General features: G+C 61.5%; 18 protein-coding genes. 10 read left to right on the plus strand and 8 right to left on the minus strand.

The window, feature by feature from the left end:
• Positions 1–55: 55 nt before the first annotated feature.
• Positions 56–871 (minus strand): transposase, encoded by an 816-nt coding sequence (locus P1T08_06030; protein ID MDF1595637.1) that lies wholly within the window; start codon positions 869–871, stop codon positions 56–58.
• Positions 872–1026: 155 nt separating this feature from the next.
• Here P1T08_06030 and P1T08_06035 point away from each other — a divergent pair, with 155 nt between their 5' ends.
• Positions 1027–1842 (plus strand): L,D-transpeptidase family protein, encoded by an 816-nt coding sequence (locus tag P1T08_06035; protein MDF1595638.1) that lies wholly within the window; start codon positions 1027–1029, stop codon positions 1840–1842.
• A gap of 17 nt (positions 1843–1859) precedes the next feature.
• Here P1T08_06035 and P1T08_06040 read toward each other — a convergent pair whose 3' ends face one another.
• A complete protein-coding gene (locus P1T08_06040) occupies positions 1860–2783 on the minus strand; it encodes an MBL fold metallo-hydrolase (GenBank protein ID MDF1595639.1) in 924 nt (307 codons plus the stop codon).
• 85 nt (positions 2784–2868) lie between these two features.
• Between P1T08_06040 and P1T08_06045 the strand changes: the two genes are divergently transcribed.
• Genes P1T08_06045 through P1T08_06055 form a run of 3 tightly spaced genes read left to right on the plus strand, consistent with a single transcriptional unit; the run spans position 2869 to position 5555 of the window.
• Positions 2869–3204, plus strand: coding sequence for a single-stranded DNA-binding protein (locus tag P1T08_06045; protein MDF1595640.1), 336 nt, complete (start codon positions 2869–2871; stop codon positions 3202–3204).
• Between the two features lie 55 nt (positions 3205–3259).
• Positions 3260–4786, plus strand: a complete 1527-nt coding sequence (locus tag P1T08_06050) for a gamma-glutamyltransferase (GenBank protein ID MDF1595641.1) — start codon at positions 3260–3262, stop codon at positions 4784–4786.
• Entirely contained in the window at positions 4734–5555 is an 822-nt protein-coding gene (locus P1T08_06055) for an SURF1 family protein (GenBank protein MDF1595642.1), read from the plus strand. The genes P1T08_06050 and P1T08_06055 overlap by 53 nt, the downstream gene beginning before the upstream one ends.
• Here P1T08_06055 and P1T08_06060 read toward each other — a convergent pair.
• Entirely contained in the window at positions 5515–6252 is a 738-nt protein-coding gene (locus P1T08_06060) for a HisA/HisF-related TIM barrel protein (protein MDF1595643.1), read from the minus strand. The genes P1T08_06055 and P1T08_06060 overlap by 41 nt on opposite strands.
• A 160-nt stretch (positions 6253–6412) precedes the next feature.
• Between P1T08_06060 and P1T08_06065 the strand changes: the two genes are divergently transcribed.
• Positions 6413–6604 (plus strand): hypothetical protein, encoded by a 192-nt coding sequence (locus tag P1T08_06065; GenBank protein ID MDF1595644.1) that lies wholly within the window; start codon positions 6413–6415, stop codon positions 6602–6604.
• 169 nt (positions 6605–6773) lie between these two features.
• On the opposite strand, the gene trxA is transcribed toward P1T08_06065, so the two are convergent.
• A complete protein-coding gene (gene trxA, locus P1T08_06070) occupies positions 6774–7160 on the minus strand; it encodes a thioredoxin (GenBank protein ID MDF1595645.1) in 387 nt (128 codons plus the stop codon).
• 219 nt (positions 7161–7379) lie between these two features.
• On the opposite strand from trxA, the gene P1T08_06075 reads away from it, so the two are divergent.
• The 5 genes from P1T08_06075 (at position 7380) to P1T08_06095 (ending at position 10025) form a co-directional block, all read left to right on the plus strand.
• Positions 7380–7994, plus strand: a complete 615-nt coding sequence (locus P1T08_06075; protein ID MDF1595646.1) for an SCO family protein — start codon at positions 7380–7382, stop codon at positions 7992–7994.
• Positions 7991–8416 carry a copper chaperone PCu(A)C gene (locus P1T08_06080; protein MDF1595647.1) on the plus strand — a complete coding sequence of 142 codons (426 nt, stop codon included), beginning with the start codon at positions 7991–7993 and terminating at the stop codon, positions 8414–8416. Before P1T08_06075 ends, P1T08_06080 begins: the two co-directional genes overlap by 4 nt.
• Positions 8413–8766 (plus strand): cytochrome c, encoded by a 354-nt coding sequence (locus P1T08_06085; GenBank protein MDF1595648.1) that lies wholly within the window; start codon positions 8413–8415, stop codon positions 8764–8766. Before P1T08_06080 ends, P1T08_06085 begins: the two co-directional genes overlap by 4 nt.
• Positions 8763–9572 carry a cytochrome c oxidase assembly protein gene (locus P1T08_06090; GenBank protein MDF1595649.1) on the plus strand — a complete coding sequence of 270 codons (810 nt, stop codon included), beginning with the start codon at positions 8763–8765 and terminating at the stop codon, positions 9570–9572. The genes P1T08_06085 and P1T08_06090 overlap by 4 nt, the downstream gene beginning before the upstream one ends.
• A 93-nt stretch (positions 9573–9665) precedes the next feature.
• Complete coding sequence (locus tag P1T08_06095) at positions 9666–10025, plus strand: hypothetical protein (GenBank protein MDF1595650.1); 360 nt, start codon at positions 9666–9668, stop codon at positions 10023–10025.
• A 419-nt stretch (positions 10026–10444) separates the two neighbouring features.
• Here the strand turns inward: P1T08_06095 and P1T08_06100 are convergent, their stop codons facing one another.
• The 4 genes from P1T08_06100 to P1T08_06115 form a co-directional block, all read right to left on the minus strand.
• Positions 10445–12187: an ABC-F family ATP-binding cassette domain-containing protein gene (locus tag P1T08_06100; GenBank protein MDF1595651.1), complete on the minus strand. Its 1743-nt coding sequence runs from the start codon at positions 12185–12187 to the stop codon at positions 10445–10447.
• Positions 12188–12279: 92 nt separating this feature from the next.
• Positions 12280–13110, minus strand: coding sequence for a carbohydrate ABC transporter permease (locus tag P1T08_06105; protein ID MDF1595652.1), 831 nt, complete (start codon positions 13108–13110; stop codon positions 12280–12282).
• Positions 13107–14048, minus strand: a complete 942-nt coding sequence (locus P1T08_06110; protein ID MDF1595653.1) for a sugar ABC transporter permease — start codon at positions 14046–14048, stop codon at positions 13107–13109. Before P1T08_06110 ends, P1T08_06105 begins: the two co-directional genes overlap by 4 nt.
• Before the next feature lie 77 nt (positions 14049–14125).
• Positions 14126–15427 (minus strand): ABC transporter substrate-binding protein, encoded by a 1302-nt coding sequence (locus P1T08_06115; GenBank protein ID MDF1595654.1) that lies wholly within the window; start codon positions 15425–15427, stop codon positions 14126–14128.
• Between the last annotated feature and the right edge of the window lie 116 nt (positions 15428–15543).

A 15543-nucleotide genomic window follows, 5' to 3' on the forward strand; every position in this document is an offset into this window, starting at 1 on the left:
GATCAACAAACCAGAGGAGGACACGCCGACCCAATGAAACAATGAACCGTCTGTCTCAAAAAGCTTGACAAGTTCCGTTCTGCACCCTCCGCCGGCACTCATCCAGCTTCGAGTTCGCCAGGCGGATCAGGTGGAACGGGTCGGCGATCTGGGTTACATGATCCAGACTGTCTTCGAAGGTTTTGCGGTAGGGGCCGGAAAGGTCCAACACCCCATAGCGGATCGCCGCACACCATTCCTCGGGTCGGTTCTCCAGCCATTCTGAAGCTGCGGCGGCATTGCGGCCTTCGACCACGTCTAACAGCCGGGCACCGCCTGGAGCGGCGACATCAACAACCGATGTGGCCCACTTCTTGGTCCGCCACCGGCCCTTACGGCTGAAGAGGGTCTCGTCGAGACCCAAGGCGGTCACTTCACCGATCCGTTCCGGGTCGTCATCGACCAAAGCCTCGCCGTAGGCGATCACCGTGTCGTTGACGGTATGCCAGTCACAACCCAACTCGCGGGCCACCTCGGCCACGGTGCGGCCCAACCTGCCCACCTGGACGGTGACCCACCGTCCCGCCCGGTCGGTCATCGCCAGCCGGGGTGCAGCGATACGATGATCCTCCCCAGTCCACGACCCGACCCGACATGTCGGATCAGGACACCTGAAACGGTGTTTGCGCCACGCCAGCCGGGACTGACGGCCGAAAGCAGGCAGATCAACCAGTTCCACCGTTGCCCGGTCCTTCACCACCGCCACCGTCCCACACTCCACACACGACGGCCGTGACATCCGGGATTCGACATAAACCCGGATCGGCCCACCAGCCAGATCGTCGACACCCAACACGGTCACGTCGGGCAGTCCCACCAGCAGCTCGCACACACGGATAGGGTTCGTTTCCAAGGGGCTCTCCAGTCTGAAGGCGTAGTAACCATCAGATTGGCAGAGCCCTCCTAATCAACCGGGAACCCCTACACCCCGCTCAATTCCGAAGCGCCGCTTAACCGACCGATTCCTGCCTCCGATACAATCCTGTAATGCGTTTCACGTGGATGCTTCTTCTGGTGCCGGCGATTTTGATCGCCATCATCGGACCTGCGCACGCCATGCCGGAGATACACGGTGAGTACACAGCCGATGGTCCATGGCCGTTGCCGGGCCTGATCAACCCTGGTGATCACGGACCCTGGGTTGCCGAGCTTCAGATGAAGCTCAATGAGTCTGGTTTCCGGGCCGGTGATCCCGATGGCGAGTTCGGGCGCGAGACCCTGGCCGCGGTCTACGCGTTCCAGAAGGTCCACGATCTCGAGCGCGACGGTGTGTTTCGTCAGGATGATTGGAATTTGCTCGACGATCCGTTGACCATGCCCGGTGACGCTCCCGAGAGCACCCGGGTTGAGGTCGATCTGGACCGACAGGTTCTCTACCTCATCGAAGACGACAGCGTGTCACTCGTGCTCCCGATCTCATCTGCCAACGGGAAGACTTATACCCATTCGTCCGGCAGCACCGTCCGGGCCGTCACTCCGGAAGGCGCCTACGCGTTCTACAAGAAAGTCGACGGTTGGAGAATCTCCTACCTCGGGGGGCTCTACCGTCCCTTCTACTTCTCGGGTGGGTACGCGATTCACGGTTCGGGGAGCGTACCCCCGTACCCGGCGTCGCACGGCTGCATCCGGGTCGAGATGTGGGACATGGACTATCTGGCGGCCGAGCTCGAACTCGGTATGCCTGTCTACGTATACGGCGCTCGCAACGACCGCTCGAGCATCGTGCCGACACCGCCTTTGTCGGTTGGGCGAATCGTTGAGCAACGCCTCTCGAATGCGCTGAACGTGTTGATGCCGATCTGAACAGAGGTAGGGAGTGTTCAGCCCGATCGACCGGCGAGCCACTTCCGAATCCCAACCGCTTGCATGGGCCAGAACGTCGCTCGATCGTAGGTTCTGATCTCTTCTTCCGAGTATCCCTCAGATCGGTAACCGTTCAACGTCCACTCGCGCAGCAGCTTCGTGGCTTGCTCATCGTCGTGATCGCCGATTCCTTCCACGAATCGGACCCACTCCCAGAGCTTTGCTTCCGACTCGTCGAGCGCCTTTCCGACCTCGTAGGTGGGACCGAAGTGGGCAAAACCGAGGAAGGCCGGTTCGATCGCTCGCATACGGTGCATCTGTTCGGTCGCCACCACGGGATCGAAGTCGGGTGGGGGAGTGACCGGTTGCACCGCGTGCCCATGTGGATAGCACAGCCCGAGCGAGTCCCCTACGAACATCCCTCCAGAGGTTTCCTCGTAGTAGGTGATGTGGTGCTTTGCGTGACCGGGGGTATACAGCGCGTCGAGGAAACGGCCCCCGCCGAGCGGTACCCGGTCTCCATCGTCGAGTATCAGCAGGCGATCCTCGTCTATCGGAACCATCGGTCCCCAATTTCTGCTCAGCCACTCCTCACCAAAGACCTGGACTGCTGAAGACCAAAGACGGTCCGGCGTAGCGAGATGGCGAGCACCTCTCGAGTGAACACCGATTCGAGCGTTTGGGTAGGCCCGGGCGATCTGACCCGCCCCGCCTGCATGGTCGATGTGAATGTGCGTCACCACGATCGTGGCAAGGTCATCGATACCCAACTCGTCGAGTGCCGCCGTCAAGTGGTGAAGAGTGGCCGATGGGCCGACCTCGACGAGAACACGCTCAGGGGTGTCGAAGAGATAACAAGCAAGGCGTTGTGGATGCTCTTCCATCCATGCGTCGATCGCGTAGAGGTCGTCGGTGAGCCGTTCGATGGAGTATTCGATCATCCCGCGACCCTACCCGGACCAATTCTGTCACGCGCACCTCATACGGTGCGAAGTGTCTCCCCGCGTTCCCCGGAAAGGCACAACCATGGATCTCAACCTCGTCGTACTCGGGGGACGTCTGGCCGCACCCCCGGAGCTCCGGGTATTCGAATCTGGAGTTCGGCTAGTTCGATATCTGGTTACGGTAAAGAGCGATGAACCGCGCCGGCGTGTCGATGTGCTGCCGGTGACCGTCTGGGATCCGGAAGATGAGATAGTGGCGCAGGATCCACAGCCCGGTCATCGACTCTGGCTGGCGGGTAGCGCCCAACGACGCTTCTGGGACGGAGACGCCGGTCGGCGGAGCCGGATCGAGATCGTCGCCGGGAACGTGACCTTTCGAGACCCCGAAAGCTTGCTTCCGGATCCGATCGAAAAATGAGAGGACTTGACTGGCGATCGGCGGTGCCACTACGACCGGCTACTCTGCCGCCACGATGTCTCGAATTGTCGTCGCCGCCGCATCGCAATTGGCCGCCGACATCGGCGGCCTGGTCGCCGAAGCCGGCGGAAATGCGGTCGACGCAGCCATCGCCTCCACCCTGGTTGCCATGATCACAGAGCCGGGTGTGTGTGCCCTGGGTGGTGGCGGATTTGTGACCGTGTGGTCCCGGGAGTCCGATCCGGTGACGTTTGATGGCTACATGGAAATGCCCGGCCGTCGGCTGCCCCCCGACCGGCTCGGTGGTGGCGGGTTTGATGTGACGATGGAGTACGGCGGGGGTGTGACGACGACGGTCGGACATGGTTCGGTTGCGACGCCCGGCGCGCTGGCGGCATTTGCGATGGCCTCGCAACGCTTCGGGGTGCTCCCTTGGCGGGAGATCCTTGGTCCGGTCATCGAGGTGGTGCGGAGAGGATTCCCGCTCTCGCAGGCTTCACGCCTATACCTGGAGTTCTCCGGTGACTCCGTATTCGGATGGGATCCGGGCAGTCGTGCCGCGCTATTCCGCCGCGGGGAGCTCCTCGGAGACGGCGATTTGATCCTGATTCCCGAACTCGCCGACAGCCTGGACTCAATCGCAGAAGATGGCGTCTCGGCCTTCTACGAGGGTGACATCGCCAGACTCATAAGCGACGATATCGTTGAGCACGGCGGAATCCTGACCAGGGGGGACCTGGCGGCCTACCGGGCTATCGAGCGCCCGGCCCTGCAATCGGAACTCGACGACTGGGAAGTCGCGACGAACCCGGCTCCCGCCATCGGCGGCGCCTCGCTGGCTGCGATGCTCTTTTTGCTCGAGGGATCAGGGTTTCCCGGATGGAACCTCGAAGGCATGCACCATCTCGTCCGCACCCAGCAAGCTGTGCTCGGGTACCGGCGAGAGTTCCTCGACGCCTCCGTTGATCGCCTACCAGCCATCCAGCGTCTGCTCGATCTCTCCCATACGGGGGACTGGCGCCGGTTGTTGACATCACCTTCGACCGTTCATACTTCTGCAGTCGACGCAGGCGGGAGCGCCTGTTCAGTGACGATGTCGGCAGGATACGGATCGGGCGTGATGCCACCGGGCACAGGGATCTGGATGAACAACTCACTCGGTGAGTTGGAGTTGAACCGGCTCGGGTTTCATGCCCTTGCCCCCGGGGATCGGCTCGTGTCGAATATGGCTCCCACCGTGGCCCGCCGTGGGGACGGCGCGGTCCTCGCGATCGGCTCTCCCGGTGCCGATAGGATCACCACCGCCATCCTGTCCACGCTTCTCAACCTGATCCACCTGGGGATGGACCTGGAAGCGGCCGTGCAACATCCCAGACTCCACGTCGAGTACACCGACGACGGTGGCCGGATAGCCTACGAGCCCGGCCTCGATGTTGCCCGACTGGGTCTGATCAGCCGACCCTTCGATACGACCGACATGTTCTTCGGCGGTGTCGGCGCCGCGCTCTTCGAACCCGGCCAGGATCTCGTTGCCGCCGCGGATCATCGTCGGACGGGCGGTGTCGCCTTTGGCGGGTCATAGCGACATGTATGCATTCCTGCGGCGGCCGTCCTGGCTCATGCTGCACGTGGTAGTCCTCGCCATCATCGTGGCGTTCCTGCTTCTCGGCAGATGGCAGTTGGAACGTCTCGACCAACGCAGAGCCGAGAATGCAGTGATCGCCGCTCATCTTGCGGCATCACCGGTCGAATGGTCGAAGACTTCCTCTGGACGGCCGCCCGAGTACTCGAGGTTGCTCATCGCGGGAGCGTTCGCGCCCGACGAAGAGGTCCTCCTGCGCAGTCAGGTCAACCAGGGACAACCGGGGTTCGACGTGCTGACACCGCTCTATGTGGACGAGATCGCAGCCGTCGTCGTCAACCGAGGATGGGTACCACTCGAGTTCGATGCCCCGCCGGTCGCCCAGGCTCTGCCACCGGCCGACGTCGTGACCGTTGAGGGAATCGTTCGCTACCCCCTGACCGGATCGAACCTTGCCACCACGGCCGGCGCCGTCGGGAAGCTGGACATCGTGGCCAGGGTTGACCTGGAACGGTTGGACGGGCAGATCGGTGGAGATCTGGCCACGTTCTACGTCGAACTCACCAGCCTCTCTCCGCCCGGCACATCGCAACCGATTCCTGCGGGAATCCCTGAAGTGAGTGAGGGGTCCCATCTGTCGTACGCGGTCCAATGGTTCTCATTCGCGCTCGTCAGTACGATTGGATATGCCGCCTTGATTCGCTCAACCGCCCGACGGCGCGCCGGGCTCAGGCGTCGTGCAGGATCTCCGCCGCTTGCTCCATCGTGAACCGGCCGGCTGTGACTTCCCGGCCGACCACAACTCCACCCAGGCGCTTGCCGTCCATCTCGAGCTCATAGAGGGCCTCGAGGTCGTGAAGATCCCGGCCGCCGCCGGCCGCGATGATCGGCTCATCAACGATGGCAAGTGCTCGCCTGAGAATGCCGAAGTTCGGTGGTTCTTCGAGAGCATCCCGTCCAGCTTCGGAGACGAGGAAGGCGGCCGCGCCGGCCGAAGATAGCTCGATCAAGACTTCCTCGAGAAACCTCCCTGAGTGTGCCGTCCAGCCCCTCACGACGAGTTCCTCATCAGGTAGGACGTCGAGGCTGACCGCGACTTTGCCCGGGTAGCTGCGGAACAGATCCCAGGCCATTACCTGCTCTTCAATGGCGGCGGTACCCATGACCACCCGCCAGGCGCCGGCATCGATCAGCTGGGACGCCTCCTGCGGAGAACGCACACCACCGGCGACCTGCACCGGGATGTCGAGCGCTTCGATTATTCGGTGGATGAGCGGCCGGTTGCGATAGTCGCCGTACGCGGCTGCGTTGAGATCAACGACATGGATGCGGGCCGCACCCTTTTCCACCCAGCCGACGGCGCGGGCGAGTGGATCGGCATCGAGGGCAATCGCCTCATGCACATCTCCATGAGGAAGGCGAACGGCTCGGCCGTCGAGGATATTGACGCGTGCGTAGAGATCCATGACCTCAGCCTACCGGCTGAACGGGCGGCGAGATCCGGGACGGGTCGTATTTCGGGCGCGGCAGGTGACTAGACAGGCGGGGTGTAGCAAGGATGATGCTCGGGTTTACGGCCTTCCGTGCCGAAACCTGGAGAAGGCACAACCACAAGGGGCAGCAGACATGAAGAAGCACAGAAATCAGCATGAGCACCTCTACCGGGTGCACGGTGTCGGAGCCGGGCTCCAGCGGGCCGTGTGCACTGAATGCAACCACATCAGCATCCGAGTAATCGAGGATGGTGGCGTACGGGCCATCATCAACCGACCAGAGCCGAAGATCCCACAGAGTCTCGCAGGAGCAGCCGCCTCCTAAGCAGGAGCAGCCGCCTCCTAGGCAGGAGCAGCCGCCTCCTAGGCAGGAGCAGCCGCCTCCCGACAGACCCCCTTGGTACCTGCCCGAGCCGACGACTCCATGTCGACTGCCTGGAAATAGATCGGCCCCGTCCAACGACGGGGCCGATGTGTGTGAGCGATGGGAGAGGCTAGGCCGTCGCCTCGGCATCCACCTCCGCGGACTGTTCGGCGATGGATCGGTGTACCTCTTCCATGTCCACAGAAGTCACCTGGGTGATCAGGTCATCGAAGGCGGGTGCCGGCAGTGCGCCCGGCTGTGAGAAGAGGACGACCTTCTCGCGGAAGACCATGAGCGTAGGAATGGATCGGATCTGGAAGTAGCCTGCAAGTTCCTGCTGAGCTTCGGTATCGACCTTGCCGAACACGATATTCTCATGTTTCTCGGAAGCGGCCTCGAACGTGGGTGCGAACATCCGACACGGACCACACCATTCGGCCCAGAAGTCGACAAACACGACGTCGTTATTGAGGATCGTTTCCTCAAAGTTCTCTTTGGTCAGCTCAACAGTTGCCATTGGTTCTCCATTGTCGATAGCAGGGGACCGTTCGTCCGATACCCCCAGGGGTATCCTAGTGCACGTGTCGATCGTAACCAACACCCGTATCGCGAGGAACATTCCCGTGGTGAAGGTTCGAGTTCTCGTGTCCGCCGTGTCCCCACTTTCTCCTGAACGGTCTGGGGATTACGCCTACCTGGTAGCGTGCCGACCTCAGGACGCGGAGTCCGTTCCCTAATGAGTTCCTTCCCTCGCTCTCTTGTCATCTTTGCCCTCGTGCTGGGGACGGTTCTTGGCGCCTGCGAAGGCGCCGTCATTCCGGCGGTGGGACAACTGGAGGGTGTAGTCCTACAGACGCCGACCCCCAAAGCAGCCTTCAGCCTCACCGATACCAGCGGCCGCCTCTACGATTTCTCTCTCGAGACCGATGGCCGGTTGACCTTCCTCTATTTCGGCTATTCGAACTGCCCGGACATCTGCCCTGTGCATCTCGCCCAGTTGGCAGAGGTGTTCGATCAACTCCCGGACGTACGTCGAAACTCGACGGTTGTATTCGTGACCGTCGATCCGGAGCGAGATACTCCGGAAGCGATCCGCGCGTTCCTCGATGCTTTCAGTTCCGACTTCGTGGGGCTGACCGGCTCTCCGGAAGAACTCGAAGCCGCGCAGAGGGCTGCGGGAGTTCCTCCGGCGGTGAAGGAGGGCGATGGGGAGAAGTACACGATGGGCCATGCCGGGCAGGTGCTGGTCTATACCCCGGATGGCTTCGGCTACAGCGTCTACCCGTTCGGAACGAGGCAAAGCGATTGGATCCATGACCTGCCGATATTGCTGGAGCGGTTGGAGTCGTGAGGCGAATCGCTTTGGGACTCGTCGTCGCCGCAATGGTGGTCGCATGTACATCATCGGCCGGAATCCAGGTCCGCAATGCGGTGATCGCAGAGCCGGCAGGTGCCAACACTGCCCTCTACTTCGAGATCGAGAACACTCGGAATCAGTCCGATCACCTCATCGGAGCCCGCACCGAAGTTGCCACGGCCGAAGTACACCGAAGCTTTTCCGGGAATGGGCAGATGCATATGGAGCACGTCACGGCCGTGGAGATCGCTGGGGGAGAAGCGGTTGTCTTCGAGCCGGGAGGGCTGCATGTCATGCTCCTGGATGTCGATCGATTGAAGCCCGAGCAGGTAGTCATATTCGTTCTTGAATTCGAGATTGCCGGTGATGTAGAAGTGGAAGCGACGGTCAAGCCCTACGCAGCGATCGCACCGTGAAGCGGGTCACGGCTCTGCTGTCGGCGGTTGCGATAGGCCTAGCCGGTTGCGCGCAGAGCGCCGACTGGTCGGAGGACACCGTACGCGGCGAAGCTCTGGTACGGGAGCTTGGCTGTCTGGCATGCCACGGACAGGAGGACGGCGTCGGTCCGGCCTGGACCGGAGCCTGGGGAACATCGCGGAGACTCGCCGATGGATCTACCGTGGTGTTTGATGGAGCGTACATTCGCAGTTCAGTGCTGGAGCCGGCGGCTCAGGTGGTGATGGGTTTTGACCCGGTCATGCCCTCGTTCTCATTGACAGAGGACGATCTCGCCGCGATCGTGGCATACCTGGAGGAGTCCACATGAACATCTCGTGGTGGTGCACGGCGCTATCCGAACCGTGGTCGTGGACCTTCCGCGCCTACCCGGGGGTCTGGCTCGTGGTTGCCGCGCTCGCCGGTGGATATGCATTGGCGATTCGCAGTAACCGCCGGCTCGAAGGACATTCTCTGCGTGAGACCGGGTTCTTCGTGGCCGGGCTACTCGTGTTCTGGGTCGCGTCCGACTGGCCGCTCGGGACGCTCGGGGCCGGGTATCTCGCCAGTGCTCACATGTTGCAGTACGTTTTGTACGTTCTGGTGGCCGCGCCGCTGCTCTGGTTGGGAACGCCGGAATGGCTCGCCCGCCGGATTCTGGCGGCCACCGGCATCTATCGGGCCGGACGATCTTTGCGACGGTTCCCGTTGTTGATGGGTGCAGTATTCAACGTGACCCTGATACTGACCCACACGCCCATCGCCGTGGATAGCTTGCGGCCGACGCAGTTCGGTTCCTTCGCGATGGATGCGCTCTGGTTGTTGTCCGGCCTCGCACTCTGGGCGCCTATCGTCGGCTCGATTGCCGAGTTCACTCAGCGGTCGTATCCGGCGCGGATGTTGTATCTGTTCTTCACGACGGGCGTCGTCACGATTCTTCCCGCCAGCTTCCTGACGTTTGCGAGCCTTCCGCTCTATCGAACCTACGAGCTTGCTCCCCGGGTATTCGGGCTGACTGCCATCAATGATCAGCAGATCGCCGGCCTCATCATGAAACTGAGCGCGGTTCCGATCATCTGGCCGGTTCTGGCGGGAATGATGTATCGCTGGGCGACATCAGAGCGGGCTTCCGTATAGGCCTGAGGTTCCGCGGTCGCTCCCAGGAAAGGATCAGCGGGGAAGTTCCGGTGCTGGATTCGTCCGGCCGCACACACTAGTTTCATCACCGTTATGAAACGAAGAAGCCCGTTGATCTGTCGGTGGTGCGGGGAGGAGTTCCTCGACACACCCGGACCGGGTCGTCCTAGGCAGTATTGCCGGGCCAGTCACCGCCAGCGCGCCTACGAAGCCCGGCGGTTGGGAGAGAGTCGCCAGTTGCTGCCAGACGAGGTGATCGTGTCTCGCCGTGCATGGGATACGCTGCGCGACGCCCTGTACCGCCTCGAGTCCGCCGCAGAGGACGTCGCCATCGACCTCGAAACCGGAACGCCCACCAAAACGGATTATGTCAACGCACTCGCACACCTCAGCGAAGCGGTGCGACAACTCCAGGACGTGTCGGTCGAACCCGTGGCCCTGGGCAGCGGCTGACGACCATCAATCCGTCACTGTGACGTAACCATCCCGACCTCCTGCTCCAGGGGATCGGGGACAACCGTGCGCCAGGATGGCGGGCATCGCGTTTCCCCGCCCAGGACCTTCGATCGACCTGTCCGAGCTGCGACCCGCAGGCAATGTCACGGCCGCGGCGTCGTTTTGCGTCACCGTGACGCAAACCTCACGGGCCCGAGACACGACGCGATCAGAGCAGGATTCGGGCTCGATGCCGCCCGGGACGGCTGGGCGGCAGTCGCTGAGTCCTGCGACCGTCTGGAACCCGGACCGTCTGCCTTCGGTTTGCCGAAAGGGAGAACCGCACAGGCAGTTCGGCCGGCCATCTGCATCGGGATCTATCAAACCGTGCGACTTGACGTAGCGCCCATAATCATCGTTATGTAAAGTAATCTCGTCTACTCCTGAGCGAGCCGTTCAGCCAGTTCGCTCAGCTCCAACCACCGCGTTTCCGCCCGGTCGACGTCATCGAGCGCGACAGAAAGCCTGCGTGATAGATCGGCGAACCGTTCGTGATCTCCGACCGCATCATCGAGCGCGGCGGTCAACTCGTCTCGCCGGCTTTCGAGGGTCGGGATCATCATCGTGAGCTGAGTGAGTTCCCTCTGGTCTCTGTATGAGAGCTTGCGCGACTGCTGCGGCCGTCGGTTGGCGGAACCGCCGGGTCTCGAAGTGTCCGCTGGCCGCGCCATGGTTGCGTCACGATAGGCGACCCATCCTCCCGGGTGATGGAGAACCGATCCATCGGTCTCGATCGAGAAGATATTCAGACACGTTCTCTCCAGGAAATAGCGGTCGTGGCTTGCCACCACGAGTGCCCCGTTCCAGGCGTCGAGATACTCCTCGAGGATCGTGAGTGTTTCGATGTCGAGGTCGTTGGTCGGTTCGTCGAGGAGCAACAGATTCGGCGCTTCCATCAGGGTCAGCAAGAGCTCGAGCCTGCGTCGCTCTCCACCGGAGAGATCGCCTACCTCCGACTGTTGCTGATCTCTCGTGAACTGGAACCGTTCGAGCAGCTGCGCACCCGAAACCCTGATACCACTCTCGAGGAGCACCTCGTCGAGATGCTCGCGAACGGCGGCGTAGAGTCGCATCTGGGGTGGAATGGGTCGGGGATCCTGACCGTACCAACCCGGGTGAACTGTCGAGCCCATCGTCACGGTTCCTTCATCAGGTTCGATGAGGCCGGAGATGAGCCTCAGGAGGGTGGTCTTGCCTGCCGCGTTCGGGCCAACAATTCCCACTCGTGCGTCCGCCTGAAGCTTGAACTCGACGTGCCGGAGCACCCACACGTCACCGTACCGCTTGCCGGCACTGTGGAGGTTCACGACCTTCGAGCCGATGCGACGAGCTGGAAGCTCGATGGTGAGTTCTTGGCCCACCCCTCCCGCTTGTCGCGCCATCAGATCCTGCGCCCGGCTCACCCGGGCCCGCGATTTGGTGGTACGCGCCTTTGGTGATCTTCGTAGCCATGCCAGTTCGGTCTTGATCCGCTGCTGGAGGCGATGTTCTGCCGTCGCCTCCAGAACCCTGCGCTTTGCAGACGCCTCGAGATAGTCTTTGTACGTACCCTGGTGTGAATACAACGTTCGATCGTGAACCTCGATGACGCGAGTCGCGACCCGGTCCAGCAGGAAGCGGTCGTGAGTCACCAGCATTAGCGCCTCTCTGCGGTCACGCAGGTGGTCCTCCAACCAGTCGATCAGATCGACATCGAGATGGTTGGTTGGCTCGTCGAGAATGAGAAGATCGCACTCAACGCTGAGCGCCACGGCCAGTGCGAGGCGTTTGCGCTGTCCACCGGAGAGCGTGGAGCAGATGGCGTCGAGGTCCGTCAGCCCGAATCGATCCGCCATGGCGATCGCAGTTCGTTCTTCTCCTATGATCTCGCCGACGGTGGCGTTTTCCTGAAAGACCGGATTCTGATCCAGGCGGGCGATCTGCAAACCCCGGGCCCGCACAATCGAACCGGCATCGGCTTGCTCGGTCCCTGCGATGATCGCCAGCAACGTCGTCTTGCCCGAACCGTTCCGCCCGATCACCCCGATGTGATCGCCTGCTGAAATCCCCATCGAAACTTCTTCCAACACCGGTTGCTCCGGATAGGAGATGGATATACCTTCAAGGCTCAGCAGATGCATGCGAGGAGGCTAGGCGAGCGGAGATGAGTCGAAATCGCCGGCGCCGAGTCGGGGTACTCCCCTCCCCCGCCGCCGGGGCCTGGTCCGGTCGGCTACTCCTTGAGCGCGCCGGACATCATGCCGCTCAGGAAGTAGCGGCCGAGGAACACGTAGATCAGCAGGGTCGGTACTGCGGCGAGGAAAGAGGCGGCCATCTGGACGTTCCAGGCGATGATCTGACTTCCGGCCAGGTTGTTGAGCGCGACCGTTACGGGCCAGTTCTCTGTGTTCGTCAACACAACGGCGAAGAGAAAGTCGTTCCAGGCCGATGTGAACTGCCAGATGTAGACGACGACGAAGCTTGGTATGGCGAGGGGAAGCATGATCCGGGTAAATGTGCCGAAGATCCCGGCACCATCGATCTTTGCTGCTTCGATCAGCGTCTCGGGAATCGTTGCGAAGTAGTTACGAAAGATCAGAGCCGTGATCGGAATGCCGTAGATGACATGGACCAGTACGAGTCCCCAGGTGCCTCCCGCCAAACCTATCTTCGACATGAAGGTGACCAGCGGAATCAGCACGGCCTGGTATGGGATGAACATCCCGAACAACAGAACAGGGAAGACAATATTGGCTCCCTTGAACTTCCACTTGGCGAGCACGAAGCCGTTGATAGAGCCCAGGACTGAGGAGATGGTGGCCGCCGGGACAACGATCTTGACCGAGTTCCAGAGATTGGGACGCAGCGCTTCCCAGGCGGCCCGGAAATTGTCGAACGCAAAACCCGACGGCAGGTTCCACATCGTGCTGAGGCTGACCTCGTCAAAGCTCTTGAATCCGGTGTTCAACATCACGTAGAGCGGTACCAGATAGAACAGCGCCATCATCGTCAGCGGTATGTACACCCAGGCGCGTCGCGAGCCGGGAGCAGCGAGAGTGGTCATGTGTCCGACTCCTGCCGCAGTGTGTACCAGAGGTACGGAATGACCAGAACCGCAACCGACAGCAATAGGACAATTCCGATGGCCGCACCGCGGCCGAAGAAGAACCCGTCGAAGGTCGTGGTCCACATGTAGATGGCGGGAACGTCGAGGGCCACCTGCTTGCCGGCCATGGCGATGATCAGGTCGAAGACTTTGAGAGAGATGTGCCCCAGGATGATGATGGCGCTGAGCGTCACGGGCCGAATCAACGGCATGACGACCTTGCGATAGACCTGGAGTTCCGAGGCTCCGTCGACCCGGGCCGCTTCTCGCAATGATTCGGGCACTGCACGGAGTCCCGCCAGATACAAGGCCATCGTGTAGCCCGACATCTGCCACACCGCCGGTATTGCTACCGCGGCTATCCCCCACGTCGGGGTTCCATGCCACGAGTTCACCAGAAAGTCCAGGCCGAGTTTGTCGAAGACCAGATTCAGCCCGCTCAGACGATCACCCCGGGCGGGGTTCATCAACCAGCGCCAAACGACGCCGGTGACGATGAATGAGATCGCCATGGGGAATAGGAAGAGGCTGCGGTAGAAGCCTTCGGCGCGTATGCCCTTGTCGAGCAGTATCGCCAATCCGAGGCCGATACCGAGGCAGCCAAGTACGAAGACGACGGTGAAGATCGCGGTGTTCTGAACATCGATCGCGAATCTCTGATCGGAGGCAAGGTCGGTGAAGTTCTGGAAGCCGACATAGGTGTAGTCGGCCAGAAGTCCTTTCCAGGCGCTGACTGAGACCCTGGCCGTCCAACCGATGAAACCATAGACGAACACCATGACGGCGATCAGAGACGGCAACACCCACAGGACTCCCCACCAGTGCTGCAAGGTGAAGAAGTTGCCCCGCGATTTGCGGATTGGGGGGGCCGTCTTTTCAGCGGACGCTACCGCCATTCAATGCTCCCGGGTTGGCAAACGGTCGGTTCCCCCGCTTATGGGGGAACCGACCGTAAATGGTCGTGACTAAGAACCTAGCCGGAAGCTGTTTGCGCAGCGACCAATGCCGTCTGGAAGGCAGCAACGTCGCGGTCGAGCAGGAACAAGCCGAGCGCGCTGTCGATTTCCGACTTCCAGGAGTCATTGGCAACGACACCGTGGGTCAGGCTTCCGACCACAGTATCGCTCGCCCAGTCATCCATGGCCGACAGCAGGTACTCGCCGTAGAGGCTGCGATCTCCATCGCTCCGTGCCGGGATCGAGCCCTTGACGGGGTTGAAGGCGTCTTGTCCTTCGAGCGACCCGGCAACCGTTAGCCAGGCAATCGCAGCGTCACGGTGTGGTGCGTTCTTCGCAAGAACGAAGCTATCGGACAGGAACTGGAACAACCCGCCTGTGCCCGGCACCGGCGCCCACCCGAAGTCGGCGTTCGGCTCCATGCCGAGTTCACGGTAGAAGCCCTCGGCCCAGTCACCCATGATGTTGAAGGCTGCATCGCCGTCCAACACCAGTTGTCCGGCATCCTGCCATGACAGAGCTGATGCGTCGGAGTTGGTGTAGTCCAACACCTTGTCAAATGCTTCGAGGGCGGCCGTTACCTCTGCGCTGTCCCAACTCACGGATCCATCCCAGAGGCCGTTCCAGCCATCGGCTCCCAAAGAGGCAAGCATGATGGTTTCCATGAGGTGCATCGAGGTCCACTGCTCACCCATCGCCAGCGGGGCATTCATCCCGGCTGCCTGGAGAGCATCCAAGGCGGCGAAGAAATCATCGAGAGAGGCGGGGATATCGATACCGTTGTCGGCCAGCACCGTCGGGTTGGTCCATAGAACGTTGGCGCGGTGGATGTTCACCGGTACCGAGTAGATGTTGCCGCCGTCGCTGATCAAGGGGATCAACGTCTCGGGCATGACATCCAGCCATCCCTCCTGGTCATAGAGGAAGTTGAGCGGCTCGATCTGATCGGCTGCCACGTAGGTGCCGATGAGCTCCTGCCCAGCGTGCCCCTGCCAGCTATCCGGTGGATCGTTCGCCTGGAGCCGCGAGGCGAGAACGGCCCGCGCATTGGTTCCGGCGCCGCCGGCCACTGCCGAGTTCACGAAAGTGATGTTGGGATCGGTCGTCGCGAAGACAGCGATCATCGCATCGAGACCCGCTGCCTCACCGCCGCCCGTCCACCAGCTGAATACTTCGACTTCATCTGCAGCGCCACCCGCGAGTGTTGTTGCCGTCGTATCCCCATCGGTGGTGCTCGTGCTGTCGTCGCCACATGCTGCCGCTACGAGCGTGAGCGCCAGCAGCACAGCAACGAAGCGAAAAACCTTCTTGCCTGTCATTGAAATTCACCCTTCCTGAAACCCAATCGGCCCATGCTGGACCGCGAATAAGACAAGACTACGTTTCCTTTCGTTTCGATGTCAAATCAACCGCGGTTTCGATATTTGACAACAAA

This window comes from Acidimicrobiia bacterium (assembly GCA_029210695.1).
Taxonomy (GTDB): Bacteria; Actinomycetota; Acidimicrobiia; order Spongiisociales; family JAHEDJ01; genus JAHEDJ01.